Origin of the sequence: Robiginitalea aurantiaca (assembly GCF_030380815.1) — a bacterium.
GTDB lineage: Bacteria > Bacteroidota > Bacteroidia > Flavobacteriales > Flavobacteriaceae > Robiginitalea > Robiginitalea aurantiaca.
On record NZ_JAUDUY010000006.1, the window covers coordinates 34116 to 54945 of the forward strand.

Consider the following 20830-nt stretch of genomic DNA (forward strand, 5'->3'; position numbering starts at 1 on the left):
ATGAAGACCAAATTAAAACTCGATTCCATTGAATCTGCCATAGAAGATATCCGGCTAGGGAAGGTAATCATTGTAGTGGATGATGAAAACCGCGAAAACGAAGGGGATTTTATTGCCGCCGCCGAAATGGTAAGCCCGGAGATGATCAACTTTATGGCCACCCATGGAAGGGGCCTTATTTGTGCCCCATTGACCGAGGAACGCTGTGCGGAACTGGATTTAAATATGATGGTGGAGAACAACACCGTCCTGCACCACACCCAGTTTACGGTATCTGTCGATCTTATCGGACAGGGCTGCACAACCGGGATTTCGGTCCACGATCGTGCCAAAACAATTAAAGCCCTAGTCGATCCGGAAACACGCCCGGGTGCGCTTGGGCGCCCGGGCCACATCTTCCCGCTAAGGGCCAAAAACGGAGGCGTCCTGAGGAGGACCGGGCATACCGAGGCCGCGGTTGATTTTGCGCGCCTGGCCGGCTTTGCCCCGGCCGGTATTTTGGTTGAAATCCTCAATGAAGACGGGACGATGGCCAGATTACCACAATTACAGGAAGTCGCTCGAAAATTCGATTTAAAACTGGTCTCCATAGAGGATTTGGTGGCCTATCGCATGCAGCACGACAGCCTGATCCATAAAAAAGAATCCTTTGACTTGGAAACCCGATTCGGGAAGTTTCACCTCCACGCCTATCAGCAAACCACCAATGATCAGATTCACATTGCCCTGACAAAAGGAAGCTGGAACGCAGGGGAACCGGTACTTACACGGATAAACTCAACCCTGGTCAACAACGACATCCTGGGAACACTGACCAATGACGCAGAAAAAAAATTGGACGATATGTTCCGCGCCCTTAATGATGAGGGGAAAGGGGCCATTGTATTTATCAACCAGCAAAGTGAATCCTTTAACCTGCTGCAACGCCTGAAAGGGCTTAAGGAAAACCAGGCAAAAGGCATCATGAAAGCCCCGGGTATTCCAATGGATAACAAGGATTTCGGTATAGGTGCACAAATACTGCACGACCTGCGTATCCACAAAATGCGCCTGATGACCAATAGTACGCAAACCAAGCGGGTGGGAATCGTGGGTTATGGCCTGGAAATCATCGATTACGTCCCGTATTAGGCCAGCACTTTCGAGATCACATCGCTTAAGGTACGGCAGCGGGATTCCAGTTCCGTTTCATCCCAGGATAACTTGATCAGAACGGACAGGTTACGGCCCATCCAATGATCCGAAACCTCAAAAGATTGTGGATAACGCCTTTCAAACTGCGTCCTGAGTTCCTCAGGCAGCGAGGACAGGGATTTTAGTTGGTGAAGATGCTCCCATTTTCTGTGATAGTGCCAATTGTTATCATACCAGTAAAAAACGCCGTCAAAACCAGCTTCCCCTAAAGCCTTGGAAGCCTTGCGGGCACTTGCTTCATCAGGCATAAAGAAATTGAGAAAGGAGTAATTCTCAACGCCCCCTTCAGGAACTTTCCGAAACGTAATACCGGAAATCCCATCCAGGCTGTTCCGCAGTCGGGTATAATGTGTTTTTTGAATCGCCAGGAATTCATCCAGACGGCTTAACTGAACAAGGCCAATAGCGGCATTTACTTCCCCGATGCGGTAATTGTATCCCAGGTGTGGATGGCCCTCAGCGCCCCGGTCCGTTCCTATATGATCGTGTCCGTGATCGCTAAAGGCGTGGGCCTTCTGGTAAACGGTTTCTGAATTTGTAATCAAACCGCCGCCTTCTCCACAGGTAATCGTCTTCACGTAGTCAAATGAAAAACACCCCATATGGCCAATACTCCCCAAGGGCTGTCCTTTGTAACTGCCTCCGATAGCCTGGCAGGCATCCTCCAGCAGTATCAGATCATGAGCTTCTGCGATTTGCTTTAGAGCACTCAGATCTGCCATGGAACCACACATATGAACAGGCATTATCACCCGGGTCTTAGGCGTGATGGCTTTCAAAACCGCATCGGGCTTTAAGGTAAGGGTATCGTCAATATCGCAAAGAACGGGTATGGCACCCACCGAAAGCACGGCTTCAAAACTGGCAACAAAGGTAAAGGTGGGAACGATGACCTCATCCCCCGCCCCAACACCTGCGCTCGCAAGTGCGACAGTCAATGCGGCTGTACCACTGCTCACAAGGTGCGCATACCGGGTCTGCATGCGCTTTGCCAATGCGTGCTCCATTTCCTTGGCCATCCAGCGGCCATTGCGCATTCCGTCAAATCCATAGCGCATAAGCACTCCAGTCTCCAGGACTTCTCCAGCTGATTTGCGTTCTGCGGCTCCAAAATATTCAAATCCGGGCATGAGTCAATTCAAGTTACTCTTTATAATATATAACGGTTTCTGTTTCGTCCTTGCGGACCTTTTTAAATTCCGAGAACATATCCGTTTCCGAACGATAGCCCACAGGGAGCAATAATACGGGTTCGAGGTTCTTCTCAGACAGATCGAGTATTTCTGAAAGTGCAGCAGGATCAAAGCCCTCCATCGGGCAGGAATCTATGCGCTCCACGGCACAAACGGTCAGCAAATTCCCCATCGCCAGATACGCCTGATTAACAGCCCAGTTTCGGATTTCCTCTGGGGTCTTTTCAGAAAAGCTTTCCAGCAGGCCTTCCCTGAATGGCCTCAGGATTTCCTGAGAAGTTCCCCTCACCTGATGTACACGTTCAAAATATGACTCTATGTAGTCCCGGTCGATGGATTTCTCAATACAGAGTACCAGAAGATGGGAGGCATCGGCTACCTGTCGCTGTCCATAGGACGTCGACACCAGTTGATCCTGTAGGGCCTGATTCCGAACGATTAGAAGCCGTATGGGCTGCAGGCCATAGGAAGTCGCCGTCAGGTTAAAAGCAGCCCCGAGCAGGGTGATTTTCGCCTCCGATACTACTCGCTCCGGACTGAATTTTTTAACAGCGTACCTCCAGGATAAGGAATCCAGTGTTTTCTCCATACCTCTTGAATTCAAGTGAAAAACCAAAGTTTTACGGCCATGACCAGTACCATTCCAATAAGAAATATTTTTATATAGCCATCGCCTTTGTTTACGGAAATCCGGCTGGAAAACCAGGCACCAAGCCCATTGCCCAGTGCCAGCACCAGGCCAACTTTCCAAATAACCTTATCATTGAGGGCAAAAACGACCAGGGCGGCAAGTGTATAGATAAATACAACCGCCACTTTGGTCGCATTGGTGCGTACAAGGGACAGTCTGTGTACATAATGCAGGAAAAGGATGATTATAAAACCGATCCCGGCATTAATAAAACCTCCGTAAATGCCGATAAAGAAGAAGGCCAGCATCCCGATCCACAGGTACTTTCCCGTGATCCGTTCCTCGAGTTCCGAAACATTTACTTTGGGTTTAAAGATGATGATCAAAACCACGATTACCATAATAATGGCCAGGATCCTGTTAAAAGTCTCGCCTTTGATGTCCACGGCTATATAAGCTCCGAGGATGGATCCAACCAAAGCAGAGAGGCCCAGATAAACGTTAAAAGGAAAGGTACTGACGCCTTTGCTTTTAAATCCGGCAACCGCAATAGCCGTCTGTAAAACGATAGCGACCCGATTGGTTCCGTTTGCCACAGCAGGCGGCAGACCGAGAAAAATAAGTACCGGAAGCGAGATTAGTGATGCTCCCCCGGCTACGGTATTGATAAATCCCACAACGAAGCCGACCCCGACTAACAGCAGGTAATGGTACCATTCTTCCATGAGGTCAAAAATACTGTATCTGAATGAATTTCATGAGTCCTGTTTCCCTTCTGATCTCATTTAAAGATAGTGGGCAATAGTTCTTCACCCCCCTACATAGAATCACGGAATTGAGAAGGGGTTTGATTGGTGAACTTCTTAAAAGCACTGTAGAAGGTTGATTTGGAATTAAAACCACACTCTAAGCCAATGGAGACAATGGTATAGGGATCGTACTGAGCATCCGATAAGAATTCTTTTGCCTGTTCCACCCTGAGTTCATTGACAAAATCATTAAAACTCCTTTGGCCATAAAGATTTATGATCCGGGAAAGGTGGCCACTGCTGATAGTCTGATGCCTGGCGAGTTTTTCAAGGGTCAGGTCAGGGTCCAGGTACTTTCGGTTTTGGATTAGGTCCTCCCGTATACGGTCAAACTCCCTCATATGTTTTTCGTAGAGTTGATCTCTGGGTTCGGAAACTTCTGAGGCTATTCTTTTTTCCTCCTGTTCCAGAGATTTTCGGATCAGGATCCTGTCCTGAACGATATTATAACGGTAGAGTCCCTGATATCCAATCCAGTACAGAAGAAGGGAAGAAGCCAGTCTGAGAGGATAGTAAATGGAGATGTTATATCCTACGGTTGCCCGCAAAACCAGCCCGAAGATCCATAGCATCATGATGCAAAATCCCAGGATGATGAAGGCTTTAATCCACCCGATTCGATCAAAAGTCAGGATTTCACGATACCAGTCGCGTCTTCTGAAAACCAATTGAGCCGCTTTGAGGTAAATAAAGATGCATACACAGATATTGACGATTTCCTCCACGACATGATAAGCCTCCACACGTATAGCAAGGGGTTCTGTTTCAAAAGAAGGGGCGGTTACTATTATGCCAACCCGCGTCAATGCCTCCACGACGAAGAGTCCGACTACCCATGGCATATAGTCCCGTGTTTTAGAAAGTACCCCCAGGTAATGCCGTACAACATTGTAAAAACTGGGGAAGACCAGGAGGTACCAAGGCACGACCATGCTCTTCATAAAAAAATGATTGGATCCATAACCCATGGCTGGCAACCATGCCTGTAAGTTATTCAGGGAGATAAAGAGAACCACCAGGTTCAGATACAACACGACCGGCCCATACTTTTTTCGGAAGAATAAAGTGACCAGATTGAAAAGAAACCCCTGAACAACGCCAGCGATCAGTAAATAATTGATAAAAGAATCAAGGGTCATGGTTAGGTTGACTATTTCGATTCCCCAAAGCTCTTGTTGCTCTGTAAGTTAAAAAATTTTTATTGGTCTGTATCCGCCGACAGGCTTTTGAAATTCGCAGCCTCCTTTTTTCTGCAAAAGTGTAAACCCATCATAAACAGGAATGTGGCAAGCAAAACAAATACTCCGAAAAGGGACATCACCCTTACGGCGGCTCGTAAACCTTTTGAAAGTCGCTCCTTTAAGTCGTTTGAACAGGGTGGTTTTCGGGGATTATTTTGTACTTTTTACCAAACTAATCCCTTGAAAATGAAAAACGGAATCCTGACCACCCTGCTCTTTATTTTTTTCCTGTCTGCGGGAATTGCCCAACAAAAAAGTCCCCTGGAACTCACGGATATCTTTAACCTGGAATACGTCTCAGAACCCCAAATTTCTCCGGACGGAACAAAGGTGGTCTACGTCCGTAACTTTAAGGACATCATGACGGACCGGAACCTTTCCAACCTATGGATTGTCAATGTGGATGGAAGCGGAAACAGGCCTCTGACAACCGGAAACAATAATAGTCGCAGTCCGCGTTGGTCACACGATGGGACAAAAATTGCCTATTTATCCAATGGGGAGGATGAGAAGACCAAACTCTATATGATGTGGCTTGAGACACGGGAATCGGCTGCCCTGACCAATACCCCCCAATCCCCGGGGAGCCCCGTGTGGTCTCCAGATGACCGGCACCTTGCCTTTACCATGTTTGTTCCCGAGCAAAATGCATCCCCGATTAAACTGCCCTCCAAACCGGAAGGGGCCAAATGGAATGCCCCACCAAAATACATCGATGCCTTGCGGTATCGGGGGGATGGAGCGGGGTATCTGAAATCGGGGAACCGACAAATTTTTGTGCTCTCCACAGATGGGGGGACACCAAGGCAACTTACCACAGCATCCCAGAACCACGGTACACCCTCGTGGAGCTCGGACGGCAGGGCACTCTATTTCAGTGCCAACCTCAGGGAGGATGCCGACTACAACCCGGCCAACTCAGAAGTCCACCGACTGGAACTGGGAAGTGGTGAGATCGACACCCTGACGGACCGGAATGGTCCGGATCGCAGTCCTGTTGTCTCCCCAAATGGCAGGTACATCGCCTATGTCGGATACGATGACCGCTACCAGGGTTACCAGATCAGCCGATTATACGTAATGGACCCGGACGGTTCCAATCAAAGGAAAGTTTCGGGGGACTTCGATCGCTCTATTGGCAACGTTCAATGGTCCGGCGACAGTAATTCCCTGTATTTTCAATACGACGACAACGGGGATACCAAGGTGGGGAAACTCAGTGTTTCCTCCGGCAAGGTTGAGACGGTACTGGAAGGACTGGGTGGACTGTCCCTGGGACGCCCTTACAATGCGGGTGACTTTTCCGTAGCCTCCAACGGAAGCTTGGCTTATACACTTGGAAATACGGGCTTACCAGCAGATCTCGCCATTAAAACTCGGAAAGAAGCCCGGAGAATTACCCAATTAAACGCAGATTTATTTGACTTCCGTGCCCTGGGGGAAATGGAGGAATTGCGCTGGAAATCCTCCTTTGATCAAAGGGAAATGCAGGGATGGATCGTAAAACCCCCGAACTTCGATCCCAATAAAAAGTATCCGATGATCCTGGAGATTCACGGTGGGCCTTTTGCCAGTTATGGATCCGTATTCTCCTCGGAGGTCCAACTCTATGCCGCTGCCGGGTATGTGGTCCTCTATACAAACCCGAGGGGAAGCAGTGGGTATGGAGAAGAATTCGGCAACCTGATCCACCACGACTACCCCAATCACGACTACGAGGATCTGATGTCGGGTGTAGATGCCCTGATCGCTAAAGGTTACGTGGATTCAGAAAACCTATTTGTTACCGGAGGTAGCGGAGGAGGTGTGCTTACGGCATGGATTGTGGGCAAAACCGACCGCTTTCGGGCGGCGGTTGTCGCAAAACCCGTGATCAATTGGTACAGTTTTGTCCTGTATGCGGACAATCCGGCCTTTTTCTACAGGTACTGGTTTCCCACAAAACCCTGGGAAGATCCCGAGCATTACATGAAACGTTCGCCATTGAGCTACGTCGGAAACGTCACAACCCCAACCATGCTGTTGACGGGGGAGGAAGACTATCGAACACCCATCGCAGAGTCGGAACAATTCTATGCGGCCCTCAAACTCGAGGGGGTTGAAACAGCAATGGTACGTATTCCCGGGGCTTCACACGGAATTGCGAACCGCCCCAGCAACCTGATTGCCAAAATTGCCGGTGTGCTGATGTGGTTTGAGAAGTACAGAGGAGAATAATCAAGAATGAAGGTTTTCTTAAACAGGTAGTCCTAAGGCAGTATATGGCCGCCCGGGTGAAGCGATACGGTTTAACGGATGGCTGTCAACGAGCATGTTTTTAGAAGCCTGGCTCAGCTTGTCAATGTGCTTAGTGTCCAAATTTTAAAATTCATGGAAGTATTTCTCATTGATTTTTAATACCTTATAAATCATTAGTCATTTTGATTTTTCTATTTATTTAAGTTGATATTATTTGAGTTTTACAGAAATACTTTAACCCTTAATTAATCCAAAATGGACCAACAAGTAAATTTGTCAGCTGGACCTCTGAATGGGGAATTAACCATTATCGAACTCCGAATAAAAAATGCCAAAAAACTCTTTGCGAATCCATCGGATTGGCAATCCTATTGCAGATTGGCAGACAATTCAGGGAAAAATAGCGATGGTATAAAATTAAAAGATTTTGAATCTGTTGTTTTTCCGGATAGTGTTGTCCTATGGTTGGGGAAGTTCACAAAAAATAAAGATCGGAAAGGATATTCACTTTCGCTTGATGCCATAGAAATTAATGGTGTCAATGAGTCCGAAATCTTTGAAGGCACCCTTCAGATCGGGTCTGGGAAAGGCATCTTAGCCTGGACCCGATCTGTTTTTGTGGGAAACCCGGAGGAAAAATACAATTTGGTTTTCACACTCACCGATGATGAAGGCAACTCAAAACAAATTAGGATAGACCCCAAACTCAAACCGGGAACCCAGGCTGTTTATCAAATCCTATTGAATTACATCAGCAAAATTGGTGATAATGTTGCCCTGCGAACCGCTTTGATAGAAACTTACAGAAAATTTATCAAAGGTTCTTAAGGTTATCAAGACTCCTAAATTCCTTAAAATGGTGTTGAATGCGCGTTGTTTTTTAAGATGCTGCCCGAGCCGCATTTTTTGGGTGCCTCTGTTTTTTTTTTCCTTTCTAGTGACAATTCATGGCCAGAAACAAGCCGTTGCAGATAGCCTGCGCGTAATTTATAAGGCAGACACCCTCCAGGGTGCCGAAAAGCTGAAATTACTCAATCTTTTGGCTTTCAATGAAATGAATGATCCACAAATGGCCCTGGAATATTCGGAAGAATTAATCGCACTCTCTGAGTCAATGGATAACTCCAGAGGTATCTCAGACGGGTATCTGATTAAAGGAACCCTTTTATCTATAAAAGGAGATCTTCCAGGGGCCTTAACCGCCCTTCAACGCAGCGCTGAGGTCGCAGCCCGGTCTGATTATGCATTTGGAGAAGCCAGTGCCAATATGGCTTTGGCAGACACTTATTCGGAAGCAAAAGACTACCGCAGGGCCGAGGAAACATATCTGAAATGCATTTCAAATTTTCGTCGGATGGATAACGATGAACACCAATCCACAAACAGGCAACTGGGTGTTGCGCTATTTAACCTCGGAGATTTATACCTCACCATCGAGCAGCCCGAGAAGGCTCAAAAGTACTTAGAGGAGGCGGGGGTTCTCTTTGAAGAATTGGGTCTCATTACCGAATCTTACTCAGTAATCGGAAATCTGGGTAGGTCATATGCGGGTATGGGGGACTACCAGAAGGCTGAAGACCATCTCCTTCGTGCCATTGAGCTATTAGAAGAAGCTGAATATCATGACCATGTTGCCGCGTATCAAGAGTCCTTAGCGGAGTTATATTCCGAACAACGCCAATATGAAAAAGCCCATGCCGTTGCTATGAGGAGTCTGAATAAAGCAGAGCTACAGGCAGATAAGCCTCAGATCAGCAATACCAGTAAGATACTTGCCCGACTGGATTCCATCACCGGGAATTATAGGGAAGCCTATGATCATTTAAACCAGCATATGGCCTATAAAGATTCCATGGGCATGGCAACCGTTACTATGACAAGACTCGAGCGGGAAAGGGCAGAACTACAGGTATTAAAACAGGAAAGTGAACTGGAACTCCAGGCGCTGCAGCAAAGACGGCAACGCCTGGCTATTTGGGCTGGAGGGATAACCTCACTTCTTTTGATTATTATTGCCATAGGCAGCTATAGGCGCTATCGATTCATTAAGAAAACCAACAATATTATCTCGCAGGAGCGGGATCGCTCGGATGGGTTATTGCTGAACATACTCCCCAAGCAAACAGCTATGGAGCTCAAAAACCTGGGGCGTGTCAAGGCCCAGCGTTTTGATGAAGTATCCGTCTTATTCACTGATTTCAAAGGCTTTACCAGCCATGCGGAGAGTATGGATCCGGAGAAACTCGTCACGAGTATAGATTACTATTTTTCGCATTTTGATTCCATAATGGACAAATATGGACTTGAAAAAATTAAAACCGTAGGCGATGCCTATATGTGTGCCAGCGGACTCCCCTACCCATCCGAAGATCACGCCATACGTATTGTAGAGGCGGCCATGGAAATCCTTGAATTTGTTGAAGCTGCAAAAAGGGACAACTCCGGGGATCGTGTCCGGTTTGATATCCGAATCGGGATCAACTCAGGTCCTGTAGTGGCAGGTGTGGTAGGAACCAAAAAATTTGCCTACGACATCTGGGGGGATACGGTTAATATTGCATCGAGAATGGAATCGGCTTCAGAAGAAGGCAAAATCAATATTGCAGAAAACACCTATGCCCTGATTAAGGATCATTTTGACTGTGAAAACCGGGGGAGTATCGCCGTTAAAAATCGGGGTGAACTCACCATGTATTATGTCCTTAGCAAAAAAAAACAATCGCAGTCTGCCTGATACTTTTTTGAAAGCATCTTAGGTGTTAAACCAAAATACCGACAGCCAACCTGGAAAATCCCAGGCTGATCTGCCGGTACCATAGCAGCAATTCCCACAAAGCAACTATTGGTGGTCCTCCGACGAGTCGGCTGACCTGAGCAGGGGCTTCCCCCCACTCGTGGACTTAGGCACAGTCCAGATTCTGAAGCTTTTGTAAAGCCTCAGACTTTGAATTCACATCCAGCTTCAAATAAATGTTCTGAATATGAAAATTAATGGTGCTTGGGGAGACAAATAACTCCTCAGCAATGGTTTTATACGTGGCTCCCTGGCTTAAGTACTCCACAATCTGATTCTCCCGTTCGGAAAACCCACTGTAGGTTTTTCGCCTGAATGCATTGATGATCTCCCGGGCAACCTCGTTGCTCAGGGCAGCTCCTTCAAAGCGAATGGCATTCAGGGCGTCTTTCAGCCTGTTTTTGGTAATGGGCTTGGTCAGGTATCCCACTGCCCCATTTTTAAAGGCGTTTTTAATAATCTGGAAATCATTCTCCTCGCTGACCATAATGACCTTTACATCTGGGTTTTTTTTGCGGAATTCACAAATACCGTCAACTCCTGACAGGTCTGGAAGCATGGTTTCAGAGAGGATAAAATCAGGGCTTTCCTGATCAAAATCCCTCAGTGCAGTTTCAATACTGGGGTAAATGCCCGTTAGTTCATACTCCGGATAGGTGCTGAAGTAATAGGAATAGGTTTCGTGAAACCTTGGAGTGGGGTCGATTACAAAGACCTTAAGTTTGGTAGTTATATTCATGGCAGATCAGATTTGGGTTGTACAATTTGGGTTAAAAAATCTGGGGATTTCTAAGACAGTATCCTTCCCGTCCACTCGGATTTAAGCGGCATAATAACATCGAAGAAATCCGGTTCAGGAACTTGTTACGACGTAGGTAATCAGGATGTGAAATAGTCTTTTACAGGCATCCAATAAGTTTGGATTCGGGATGCCCGGAAGAAATCCTAAACGATTTTCTTCAGATCCGGAGGATCTAAATTAAACTCAATTCGCGGGCCGGAAGTCTTCGCGGCTGTTCTGCGCATTTTGGGGTGTAGATTTCGTTTCATAAGAGATCGATTTGGGTCGTATTTCTATAAAATGAAATTAGATAAACGGTCCCTCCCATCCTAGGAAATGCGCTTTTTTTCGATCAAATACCCTGTTTTTTTTATACGGAATGCATTTCATCGATGCCCGATCCAAACCGCTGATACTGTGACTTTAATAAAAAACCACCTGCTTTGTTTCAAGCAGGTGGCTTACTTGGGCGAGGTCATGGGGGTGGGCAATTCGCCACACCCCCCATTTTCCTCATGCAGGGCAAATTCCCGGATTCGCGTCACCTATAATGGAGCGTCCCAGTCAAGGATCATTCCTCATAAGTGACTTCAGCAGTGGCAACCGGATTGTAGACCTCCATGATCCACTTTTCATCCCGGTATTGTCCCTCCAGGTTGGAGACAAAAGCGTTTTTAGCCGCCACCTTATTGTTAAAACCGGCCAGATATACATAATACAACCCATTCTCCGTGTTATAGAATTGCTTGGCATCCAAACCCTTTTCCTTTAGTGAATCCATAAAGGCGTTTAAATACTTCTTGTTTTTGTAAACATTTGCAATCACATAATATCCAGAGGTAACCCCAACGACATCCGACCGGTTTTTAGCTCGTATGGGTAATTCCCGAAATTCCTTTCGGGCTGGCATTTCTTTAGTTTCTTTTTGAACCGTACCCGAAGCAGCAATTGCCGTTTGGCTGCTTCCAGCATTCAGATCCAGTGTTTTTATCGGGTTATTTGTGGCATCCCGACGTATTTCATTGCGTATGGTTCGCACCAGAGTTTCGAATTTGCGTTCCATCTGATCATTTCTGGCCCGTTCTATGGAGTCCTGTCTCCATATAAGCTCATCTAAAATCATCCGGTTTTCCCAGGCCAGGGCTTCAACGGCAGAATTTTCTCCTCCTGTTGAAGACACAGCTGAAGACACGGCAATTGTTGCTGGCGCAGCGCCCCCTGAAGATTTTGCGGCAATTTGCGCCCGAAGCTCCAGGATCTGCTCTTCGTAATTTCGCACCACATCGTCCACGCGTTTATCCGTACTGCTATCTGCAAAACTGTCCCTGTCGTTCTGGTCATCCTTAAAGGTATAGGCCAGGGACAACTCGTGATTCCAGCCCAGATTCCCACCGGCCTCGGTCACGTCCTTTTCCATAAGGTAGCCCAGGGAAAGTCGCTGACTCAGGTTGAATCCCAGCCCCATCGACAAACCATAGGTCTGATCGTAGGTAGTTTGAAACCATCCGTATTCCGGGAGGTCCAACAACAGGGAGCCGATGTACGAGATCCTGTCCAGGTGATTTTGACCGGCCTGTACCATAGGCATAATTCGACCCCCTTCAAAGAATCCCGAACGTGCAGAAAGATAATGGGTGTACTGCAGGGATGCCCGAAGGTTCTCCGCACGAAAGCCTGTCAGGAGTTCATCTGTGGTTTGGTTGTACCGGATGAGATTCGTGGCATAAAGGCCCACATCAAATCTGCCAACACTTAATGCCATCCCGGGTTGTATGGCGATCTGGCTTTGGTTTGCAGCTTCCTGCAACACAGGATCCTCTTCCTGGGCAACGATGCGGTTCCGATCCAGGCCCCGGCTGATGTAGGTGAGATTTGTCCCAAAAGCCAACCTTGTTTTTTCTCCGAGACGCACCGAAGTTGCGTAATTGGCATTAAAGCCAAATTCCTGAACAACGCCTTCCCACTGTCCGTAAACTCCTATTCCAAGCGCAGTCCGCTCATTCATCTTATTGGAGAATCCCAGATAATAATTCTGAATATTGTCCTCAAAGGAGGCATACTGATTCCTGTGGAGGATATTCAGGTAGGACTTGTTTTCCCGGACGAGGGAAAACGTGGGGTTGATCAAAAATCGATTAAAGAATAATTGATTGTGAAACGGACTTTTGGCTTTGAGTGTTTCCTGTGCCGCTACCTCCTGGGCAAGGGTGCGCTGCGAACCACAGATCGCAAAGAGCATGATTATGCCGGCCAGGATCTTATATGTATGAGTACAGCTTTTCATCGGATTGGGGTTTTAAGGGAAAGTTGGGTTGCCTGGGCATCGGCCAACTTTCCCATTATTGGGCTAGTTTCTGGGCAACAGACGTAAGATTCAGGATTCGTCTTAGTCTTCGTACTCTTCAAACACCGTATTAGTGTAACCTGTTGGAACCTCCAGAGGTCTGAGCTCCAGGAATCGGTAATCTCCGTTATCGGCAAGTCGACTTTTCTCGGGATTGCCGTAGGTGAAAACAACTTGTTGCACAACCTGGTCGGTAGTCGCCCTGTTGGACATCACCAGAGCCCTCCCCTTTTCTTTCATCAGATTCATCGCAAAATCATCCTTACGACTGTTAAAAGGACTCCCGACGTTTACCGCCAGACCCACTTTCCTTGAGGCCACCTGCACGGCAAAGAGATCGAGGCCGCCATACCCCTTGTGTCCTTCAGAGGCAAAAAACAACATTTCATTATCCAGTATCTGGGGATAGAGATCGTTTTTGGCGGTATTTACTTTTTCACCAAGATTTCGTGCAACGCCAAGGCTTCCGTCCCTGCTGATGTCGGCGACATAAATATCGAATTCACCATAGGATCCCGGCATGTCAGAGGCAAAAAACAGCCGCTTGCCATCCCTGGATAGGGTTGGGTGCATGGCAGAGGCGTATTTCGGAGCCAAAGGAATTTCCTGAATGTTTGTCCAGGTACCCTCGGAATACTCCGCACGATACACTTTGTGCTGCAGTTGTTTCTTTGAGAACAACCCTGTGAGTGGTTTTACGTAAACCGCCCGGCTAAAGTAAGCCGTCTTACCATCGGCAGACATAGCTACCGGAGGATTATAGGCATAGGGCAGGTTGGAACGCCCAGCAATTCCCTCAGCTTCTCTTGGAATGGCATAGCTCTGGAGGCGCGTCAGCGCGTCGGATTTGGCAACTTCTCCTGTACTCAGGAATTCAGGCACTTCATACTGGTCGGCCAGGGTTTGGGTCAACTGGTCCCCCACGGGGCCTTTTTGGATTTGATAGTCCTGTGCAACCCGGCTATGCCAGTCGCGTTCTGTATCAAGCTCCGGGAAATTCCGGATTCCCGCTTTGTGCTGCGCCACCATAAGCCGCTCTTTATAGCTGAGGGAAATGGCATCCTCACCTACTAGATCTACTAATTTCTGATACCAGAAAGATGCCGTACGGAACTTTCCGGTCAGGAAGTTGACATTACCCAGGTCTTCAAAGATTTCCTTTTCTGAATATCCCATCTGAACCAGGTTCATGTAATCATCTATTTGCCTGTCGGCTTCTTTTCGCAAGGCCTCATGGGCAGCTTGCTGCCTGGCGATCTGACCTACTGCGTTGAATGTCAGCAGGAAAAATCCCAGAATCACTGTCATCTTAAAGGGGTTGAAATTGATCATAATTTAAGATTTGGGGTTTGATATGCTCAAATTTCAGAAAGCCACTCGTTGTCTACTTATGAATTTTTCATAGGATTGCGTCCAAAATGGGTGTGAAAATGTTAAAATGCTGGCAAGCTCCTGTGAATAATTCACAGTTTCGTCCATGGAAGGGGTTTAACCGCTGAATGATGCTTCAACGAACAATTCTGTATAAAGAGGGGTGCGGGATATCGAAGATTTGTGCACTTTGTCAGAGACGTATACCTAAACCATAACTGCGCTGTCCCAAACCACATACTCAGGTCTTTCCGGGTCGGATCTTTTTATCTGAAACAGACATCAGCTTGCTTTCGCCCTCCGAAATTTTATCTTTTAAATCCGGATTTATGGCCTCTGACAGCAATACAGCTTCAAGTATCAGCCTTTTAACCGCCGCCTCTGGAAAGGTTTCCATATCCGTAACCTTTATATGCCTGATAAGCCTGCCCTTACCGGCTAATCCAATCGTAGCTCCTGTGAGTTCCGCCCCCCGGTTAAACCCGAGATTCACGTGTTTTGAATAAACGGCTATATGGCAAAAGGCATCTTTGAGCTGAAAGGACTTTGAATAGGCTATGGCTACCGCATTGTAATTATCCCAAATGAGTTCATTGGCCTCCGGAATCAGTTCAGAAACCAACCCGCGCAGCTGAAGGGCTATTGCCTGAATGCCCATGTCATAGGGGGAAAGGCTTGTATGTAAGTGAGGATGCGGGATCAAATTACTTGTAAATAAATCGGCATACGTAGTCCGATGTTCTTAAATGAGGTTACTTCAGAGATTCTAATAAGGACAGCCTTCAGAACGAATGAGCTGAAAACTCCTGTACCTACCCTTCCCGACGGCTGAGTTCCCTGTCGATCAGGGTGATTATCATTTTGGATTTATCTGCAATCTCGTTGTATTGGCTTATAAAGCTTTTGGAAATCAAGATCATAATTACCAGGCCATTTTTATATTCGGGGCTCTGAAATAAAGCCTGAAAATCTTCTCGGGAAATATCCTGTTGTGCACTGCTCTGCCCATCAATAAAAATAGCAGCGAGCTTTTCCGTATCCATGTATTTAAAAACAGGCTTTGAAATGTATTCCCGGTATTCGTACGTCTCGTGGTCAATCCCAAAAGCATTGTCTTTGTAGAGCTCTTCCAGTTCCAGGAGCAGGATTTTAATGCTGTCCACGGAAATTAAATTCAGGTTCCCCGAACTTGCCAACTCCGTATATGTGGAATTATTCGGGGTAAACCGTTCTTCATTCAGCGTATTGAAGACGTTTCTGGAAAGTTCTGTCAGGTCATCCACAGGGGTGCCATTGATTTGCGCAATAAGCTTTTCGGTCCCGGCTATTTTTTCACGTCGGAAACCGATGTTGTACTCCAGGCTTGCCAGGTCTTTTTCAAGATCGAGTTTGATGTTCTTTAGGTATTTAGACTCCTGCAATCGCTCAGCCTTCTCAATACTCCAGTCATTGGCTGCCAGGGCAATTAAAATACCTATGACGACAAGTACAATTTCGCCAATGGCATAGAGCAGGTACTTGCTGAATTTCCCTTCAGTGAGCAACTGCTGCCGAATGCGCCTGAAAAATTTAATCATATTGAATCGTTCTGAGTCAGCGCGGCTGTCCCTGACCTATTCCATTCCCGCCTTGCACGAAGAGCCGGGCGAAATCGGGATGCCGATACTTCTTTTAGGAAGCCGGATTTGTGGCCCTTTGTTCCTTTTCTTTCAATCCTTTGACCAACTCAAGTGCATCCGGCACAACATCACTGCACAATACGATTAAGGCGCCTTCCACAGCGTGCTCAACGGCATGGTGGATCGCCTCCTTTTCTGAAGGGATCACGGTTATCTTCTTCTCAGGGTATTTAGACAGGATGCCCTCGCGTAACATGGCGATGAGCTCTTCTTCTGTACGGCCCCTCAGGTGCTTGTCCTGCCGGATAATAATTTCATCGAACATCTCGGCCGCGATACTTCCGATTTCATTGTTATCCTCCTCGCGCCGATCACCGATTCCCGCGACGACACCCACTTTGACTGTGGCCTCCATTTCATCGGTAAACCTCTGGAGTGCCCGCATTCCTGCCGGGTTATGGGCATAATCCAGTAAAATCCTGAATTTATTGAATTCAAACAAGTTCAACCTGCCGGGGGTTTGGGATGCCGAAGGTAAAAAGGTACTTAAGGCGGCCTTCATATCCTCAATACCGATACCCCTTACATTAGAGGCAATAACGGCTGGTAATATATTTTGTATCATGAATTTAGCCCTCCCACCATAGGTCAGCGGGATGTTTTCTGCCCTCATGATGCGCATTTTCCACGTACCCCTGCACAGGGTTACAAAACCGTTTTCATAGACTGCGGTGATGCCGCCTTTGCGTTGAAGGGCCTTGATCCGTGGATTTTCCTCATCCATGGAGAAAAGGGCAATATTGCAGTTTACGGACTTTCGCATCTCATAGACCAAATCGTCATCGGCATTTAAAATCGCATATCCATCCGGGAGTACGGTCTCCGGAACCACAGATTTAACACGGGCAAGTTGTTCAATGGTATGTATCCCTTTTAAACCCAAATGGTCTGCCGAAATATTGGTCACAATGGCGATATCACATTTTGAGAATCCGAGACCCGCCCTGAGGATACCCCCCCGGGCACACTCCAGAACCGCAAAATTGACGGTGGGATCCTTTAAGACAAATTCTGCGCTTTGGGGTCCGGTGCAATCCCCCTTCATCAACAACCTGTTTTGTATATAAACACCGTCACTGGTGGTATATCCCACCCGATATCCGGACATTTTGGCGATGTGGGCCATTAACCGACTCGTGGTAGTCTTCCCATTGGTCCCGGTTATGGCTACAATGGGAATTCTCCCTTTGTCGCCTTGTTGCGGAAATAATTTGTCCACTACAGGAGCTGCAACGTTTCGTGGCAGGCCTTCAGTGGGTGCCAGGTGCATCCGGAAACCGGGGCCGGCATTGACCTCCAGTACCGCACCCCCGGTCTCGGAGAGCGGTTTACTGATATCTGTCGTCATGATATCAATCCCACAAATATCGAGATCAATAATTTTTGATATTCGCTCAGCCATGGAGACATTGGCAGGGTGGACAATATCCGTAACGTCTTCAGCTGTCCCACCTGTACTGAGGTTTGCCGTGTCCTTTAAAACCAGCTTTTCTCCTTCTGGCAGGACGGAATCCACCGTATAACCGGCATCGGCTATGATCGTTTTTGTAAGGTCGTTTATAGTGATTGCCGTCAATTCCTTTTCATGCCCATAGCCGCGACGCGGATCCTTATTGACCTCTGCCACCAGTTCTTCTATTGTAGATTTTCCATCACCAATCACATGGGCCGGAGATCTCAGGGCTGCAGCGACAAAGTTGTGGTTAATCACCAACAGCCGATAATCCTCACCCTGAATATATTTTTCAACGATGACCCGCCTGGAGACTTCTTTAGCGGCGTGAAATGCCGTAACAGCTTCTTCATAAGAATTGATATCCACCGTAATTCCCCGGCCGTGATTTCCATCTATGGGTTTAATTACCAAAGGATAGCCGATGTATTTACATGTTTCTTCCAAACTTCGCTCCCTCGAAATGATATCCCCTTTCGGGACTTCGATCTCTGCCTGTTCTAAAAGAAATTTGGTGTCTTCCTTGTCGCAGGCGAGTTCCACGCCTATACTACTTGTTTCGCTGGTAACCGTGGCTTGAATACGCTTTTGATTTGCCCCGTAGCCCAATTGGCAAAGGGAGTATTTATTTAAACGAATCCACGGAATTCCACGGCTTGCCGCTTCCTCGACAATAGATCCTGTACTGGGCCCGAGCCGTTCTGCCTCCCGAAGTTCCCGCATTTTCTGGAGATCCGGCTCCAGATCGTAATCGACGCCATCGACCAGGGCCTGGCATATGTCAACGGCAGCTTTGGCAGCATATCTGCCCGCGTTTTCCTCTATATAGGAAAAAACCACGCTGTAGACGCCCTCTTCCCCATATCCCCGGGTACGTCCAAAACCCGTATCCATTCCTGCCATGGTTTGTATTTCCAGGGCGATATGTTCAATCACATGTCCCATCCAGGTACCTTCTTCAACCCGCATAAAGAAACCTCCCGGGCATCCTTCAGAACACCTGTGGGAATACATACTTGGAAACATGGCTTTTAAGCGTTCTAAAAAACCGGGACACTTATCTGTGGGGAGCTGTTCCATCTCCTCCAGGTCCAATACCATAACGATGAGTTTTTCGCGGCGAACGGACCAGTAATTTGGCCCCCGCATGGCCCTTATCTCTCTTATTTTCATTCGGGTTTTTTTTAATGTTTGATTTAATTCTTTTAATATATAATATTATTTCCAAGGAGAGCCGTAATTTTAACGCTTCAAAGCAGATTATATGAGTATAAAGGGAACTTTGATACCTATCGGAGGTAATGAGGATAAGGGTATTGAGACTCACGAGGCCTATCATCTCGAATTTATTGAAGCAAGTATTCTTTCGCGGGTAGTACGCGAAAGCGGCGGCCCGGAAGCGGTCATCGCCGTTATTCCGACCGCATCCCGTATCCCGGTGGAGGTGGGTGAGAATTATATCGAGGCCTTTGGGAAATTGGGATGCCGCAACGTGCATGTCCTGGATATCCGAAATCGCGAAGAATCAGAGAAAAAAGAGTATATCGATCTTGTAAAGAAGGCGGATTGCATCATGTTTTCCGGTGGAAATCAGGCGCTGATAATCGAAAAAATAGGAGATACCACCATCCATAAAATTCTTCTGGACCGGTACAAAAAGGACGCTATAGTTATCGCGGGAACCAGCGCGGGAGCCATGTGTATGTCTGATGAAATGATAACCGGCGGCAGCAGCAAGGAATCCTTTTTTAAAGGGGCCGTAGGGTTGAAAAAAGGGATGAACTTTATTCCCGAACTCATTATCGATTCCCACTTTATCCGGCGGGGTCGCTTCGGAAGGTTGGCAGAAGCCGTAGCTGCCTTTCCAAAACTCCTGGGTATCGGCCTTGCGGAAGATACCGGCCTGGTCATCAAAAAAGGCAGCACTTTTGAAGTTATCGGTTCCGGGATGGTCCTTTTGTTTGACCCCAGTAAACTAAAGCACAATAATCAAAAAATACTTGCTGTAGGGGAACCAATGTCCCTGTCCAATTTAAAGACCCATGTTTTATCCAACGGGGACCGATTCAATATCAAAAAGAGGAAGCTGAAGGTTTTGCCCCTGGACGCTCCCCTGGTTTAATTGGAATAGATCTGTACGGTTTTTCCACCGAGGGAAGTGTTGCTGGCCCTGTACATGCCTTCCGTATTAAAGGGCATTGCGATATTGCCATGGACATCTACAGCGATTAGACCTCCGTCCCCACCGATTTCCAGGAGTCGTTTCTGTATGACTTCATTGGTGGCCGCTTCCAGGGAAAGCCCTCTGTACTCCATGAGACAGGAAACGTCGTAGGCGGCCACCCCGCGTATAAAAAATTCTCCACTACCCGTGCAGCTTACAGCGCAGGTCTTGTTATTCGCATAATTTCCCGCTCCGAGTATCGGACTGTCGCCTATACGTCCAAAACGCTTGTTGGTCATTCCTCCCGTTGACGTGGCGGCGGCAAGATTCCCATGTATATCACAGGCTACTGCACCCACAGTGCCAAATTTGGAGTCCTTTTTAACAGAATGGTCCAACTGAAACGCATCGGTGCCCTTGAGCTCCTTCCACTGGTCATATCGAAACTGATCAAAAAAATAAGCCTCATCCTTCAGCTTGTAGTTTAGACTCCTTGCGAACTTCATAGCACCCTCCCCCGCCAGAAAGACGTGGTCGCTTTTTTCCATAACATCACGTGCGAGAACTACGGGATTTTCAATTCCGGAAATCAGGGAGACCGCCCCGGCATTCAAAGCACTTCCTTCCATGATGGCCGCATCCATTTCATGGGTGCCATCGGCCGTGAAGACACTTCCTTTTCCGGCATTGAACAAAGGACAATTCTCCAGCTCAATTACAGACTGCATTACGGCATCCGTAGCCGTGCCTCCGGCGCTTAAAACCGCATAGCCCTTATCGAGGGCCGTTTCTAGGGCTTGTTTATAGGCCTTTTCTTTTTCGGGTGTCATCATCCCTTTTACAAGTGTGCCAGCTCCCCCATGTATGGCAATAGCGAATGGTTGCATCTGTTTCAATTTAAGCTTTCATAACCCCTGACATCTTTCCATGCAGCAAGG

General features: G+C 47.3%; 16 protein-coding genes. 5 read left to right on the forward strand and 11 right to left on the reverse strand.

The features are described from left to right. Positions 1 to 1131 (forward strand): 3,4-dihydroxy-2-butanone-4-phosphate synthase, encoded by a 1131-nt coding sequence (gene ribB / locus QU605_RS11745; protein WP_289725514.1) that lies wholly within the window; start codon positions 1 to 3, stop codon positions 1129 to 1131. On the opposite strand, the gene QU605_RS11750 is transcribed toward ribB, so the two are convergent. From QU605_RS11750 to QU605_RS11765, 4 genes are all read right to left on the reverse strand, one after another. Beyond that, a complete protein-coding gene (locus QU605_RS11750) occupies positions 1128 to 2324 on the reverse strand; it encodes a DegT/DnrJ/EryC1/StrS family aminotransferase (RefSeq protein WP_289725515.1) in 1197 nt (398 codons plus the stop codon). The genes ribB and QU605_RS11750 overlap by 4 nt on opposite strands. 13 nt (positions 2325 to 2337) lie before the next feature. Beyond that, complete coding sequence (locus QU605_RS11755) at positions 2338 to 2976, reverse strand: NAD(P)H-dependent oxidoreductase (protein ID WP_289725516.1); 639 nt, start codon at positions 2974 to 2976, stop codon at positions 2338 to 2340. An 11-nt stretch (positions 2977 to 2987) separates the two neighbouring features. Beyond that, entirely contained in the window at positions 2988 to 3743 is a 756-nt protein-coding gene (locus QU605_RS11760; protein ID WP_289725517.1) for a sulfite exporter TauE/SafE family protein, read from the reverse strand. A 92-nt stretch (positions 3744 to 3835) separates the two neighbouring features. Next, entirely contained in the window at positions 3836 to 4966 is a 1131-nt protein-coding gene (locus QU605_RS11765; protein WP_289725518.1) for a helix-turn-helix domain-containing protein, read from the reverse strand. 288 nt (positions 4967 to 5254) lie between these two features. On the opposite strand from QU605_RS11765, the gene QU605_RS11770 reads away from it, so the two are divergent. From QU605_RS11770 to QU605_RS11780, 3 genes are all read left to right on the forward strand, one after another. Then, positions 5255 to 7285 (forward strand): alpha/beta hydrolase family protein, encoded by a 2031-nt coding sequence (locus QU605_RS11770; protein WP_289725519.1) that lies wholly within the window; start codon positions 5255 to 5257, stop codon positions 7283 to 7285. Between the two features lie 276 nt (positions 7286 to 7561). Then, entirely contained in the window at positions 7562 to 8134 is a 573-nt protein-coding gene (locus QU605_RS11775; protein WP_289725520.1) for a hypothetical protein, read from the forward strand. 109 nt (positions 8135 to 8243) lie between these two features. After that, a complete protein-coding gene (locus QU605_RS11780) occupies positions 8244 to 10040 on the forward strand; it encodes an adenylate/guanylate cyclase domain-containing protein (RefSeq protein ID WP_289725521.1) in 1797 nt (598 codons plus the stop codon). Positions 10041 to 10206: 166 nt separating this feature from the next. Here QU605_RS11780 and QU605_RS11785 read toward each other — a convergent pair whose 3' ends face one another. The 6 genes from QU605_RS11785 to cphA form a co-directional block, all read right to left on the reverse strand. Continuing rightward, positions 10207 to 10839 carry a response regulator transcription factor gene (locus tag QU605_RS11785; protein WP_289725522.1) on the reverse strand — a complete coding sequence of 211 codons (633 nt, stop codon included), beginning with the start codon at positions 10837 to 10839 and terminating at the stop codon, positions 10207 to 10209. A 613-nt stretch (positions 10840 to 11452) separates the two neighbouring features. Beyond that, entirely contained in the window at positions 11453 to 13165 is a 1713-nt protein-coding gene (locus tag QU605_RS11790) for a PorP/SprF family type IX secretion system membrane protein (protein ID WP_289725523.1), read from the reverse strand. 102 nt (positions 13166 to 13267) lie between these two features. Further along, on the reverse strand, positions 13268 to 14557 hold the full coding sequence (locus tag QU605_RS11795; RefSeq protein WP_289725524.1) for a TolB family protein: 1290 nt from the start codon (positions 14555 to 14557) through the stop codon (positions 13268 to 13270). Positions 14558 to 14837: 280 nt separating this feature from the next. Next, entirely contained in the window at positions 14838 to 15254 is a 417-nt protein-coding gene (locus QU605_RS11800; RefSeq protein ID WP_289725525.1) for a DUF1801 domain-containing protein, read from the reverse strand. Positions 15255 to 15408: 154 nt separating this feature from the next. Next, complete coding sequence (locus tag QU605_RS11805) at positions 15409 to 16173, reverse strand: DUF6090 family protein (RefSeq protein WP_289725526.1); 765 nt, start codon at positions 16171 to 16173, stop codon at positions 15409 to 15411. A gap of 94 nt (positions 16174 to 16267) precedes the next feature. Then, entirely contained in the window at positions 16268 to 18901 is a 2634-nt protein-coding gene (gene cphA, locus QU605_RS11810) for a cyanophycin synthetase (RefSeq protein WP_289725527.1), read from the reverse strand. Positions 18902 to 18992: 91 nt separating this feature from the next. On the opposite strand from cphA, the gene QU605_RS11815 reads away from it, so the two are divergent. Further along, on the forward strand, positions 18993 to 19850 hold the full coding sequence (locus QU605_RS11815) for a cyanophycinase (RefSeq protein ID WP_289725528.1): 858 nt from the start codon (positions 18993 to 18995) through the stop codon (positions 19848 to 19850). Here the strand turns inward: QU605_RS11815 and QU605_RS11820 are convergent. Then, positions 19847 to 20779: an isoaspartyl peptidase/L-asparaginase family protein gene (locus QU605_RS11820; RefSeq protein ID WP_289725529.1), complete on the reverse strand. Its 933-nt coding sequence runs from the start codon at positions 20777 to 20779 to the stop codon at positions 19847 to 19849. The genes QU605_RS11815 and QU605_RS11820 overlap by 4 nt on opposite strands. Positions 20780 to 20830 lie beyond the last annotated feature (51 nt).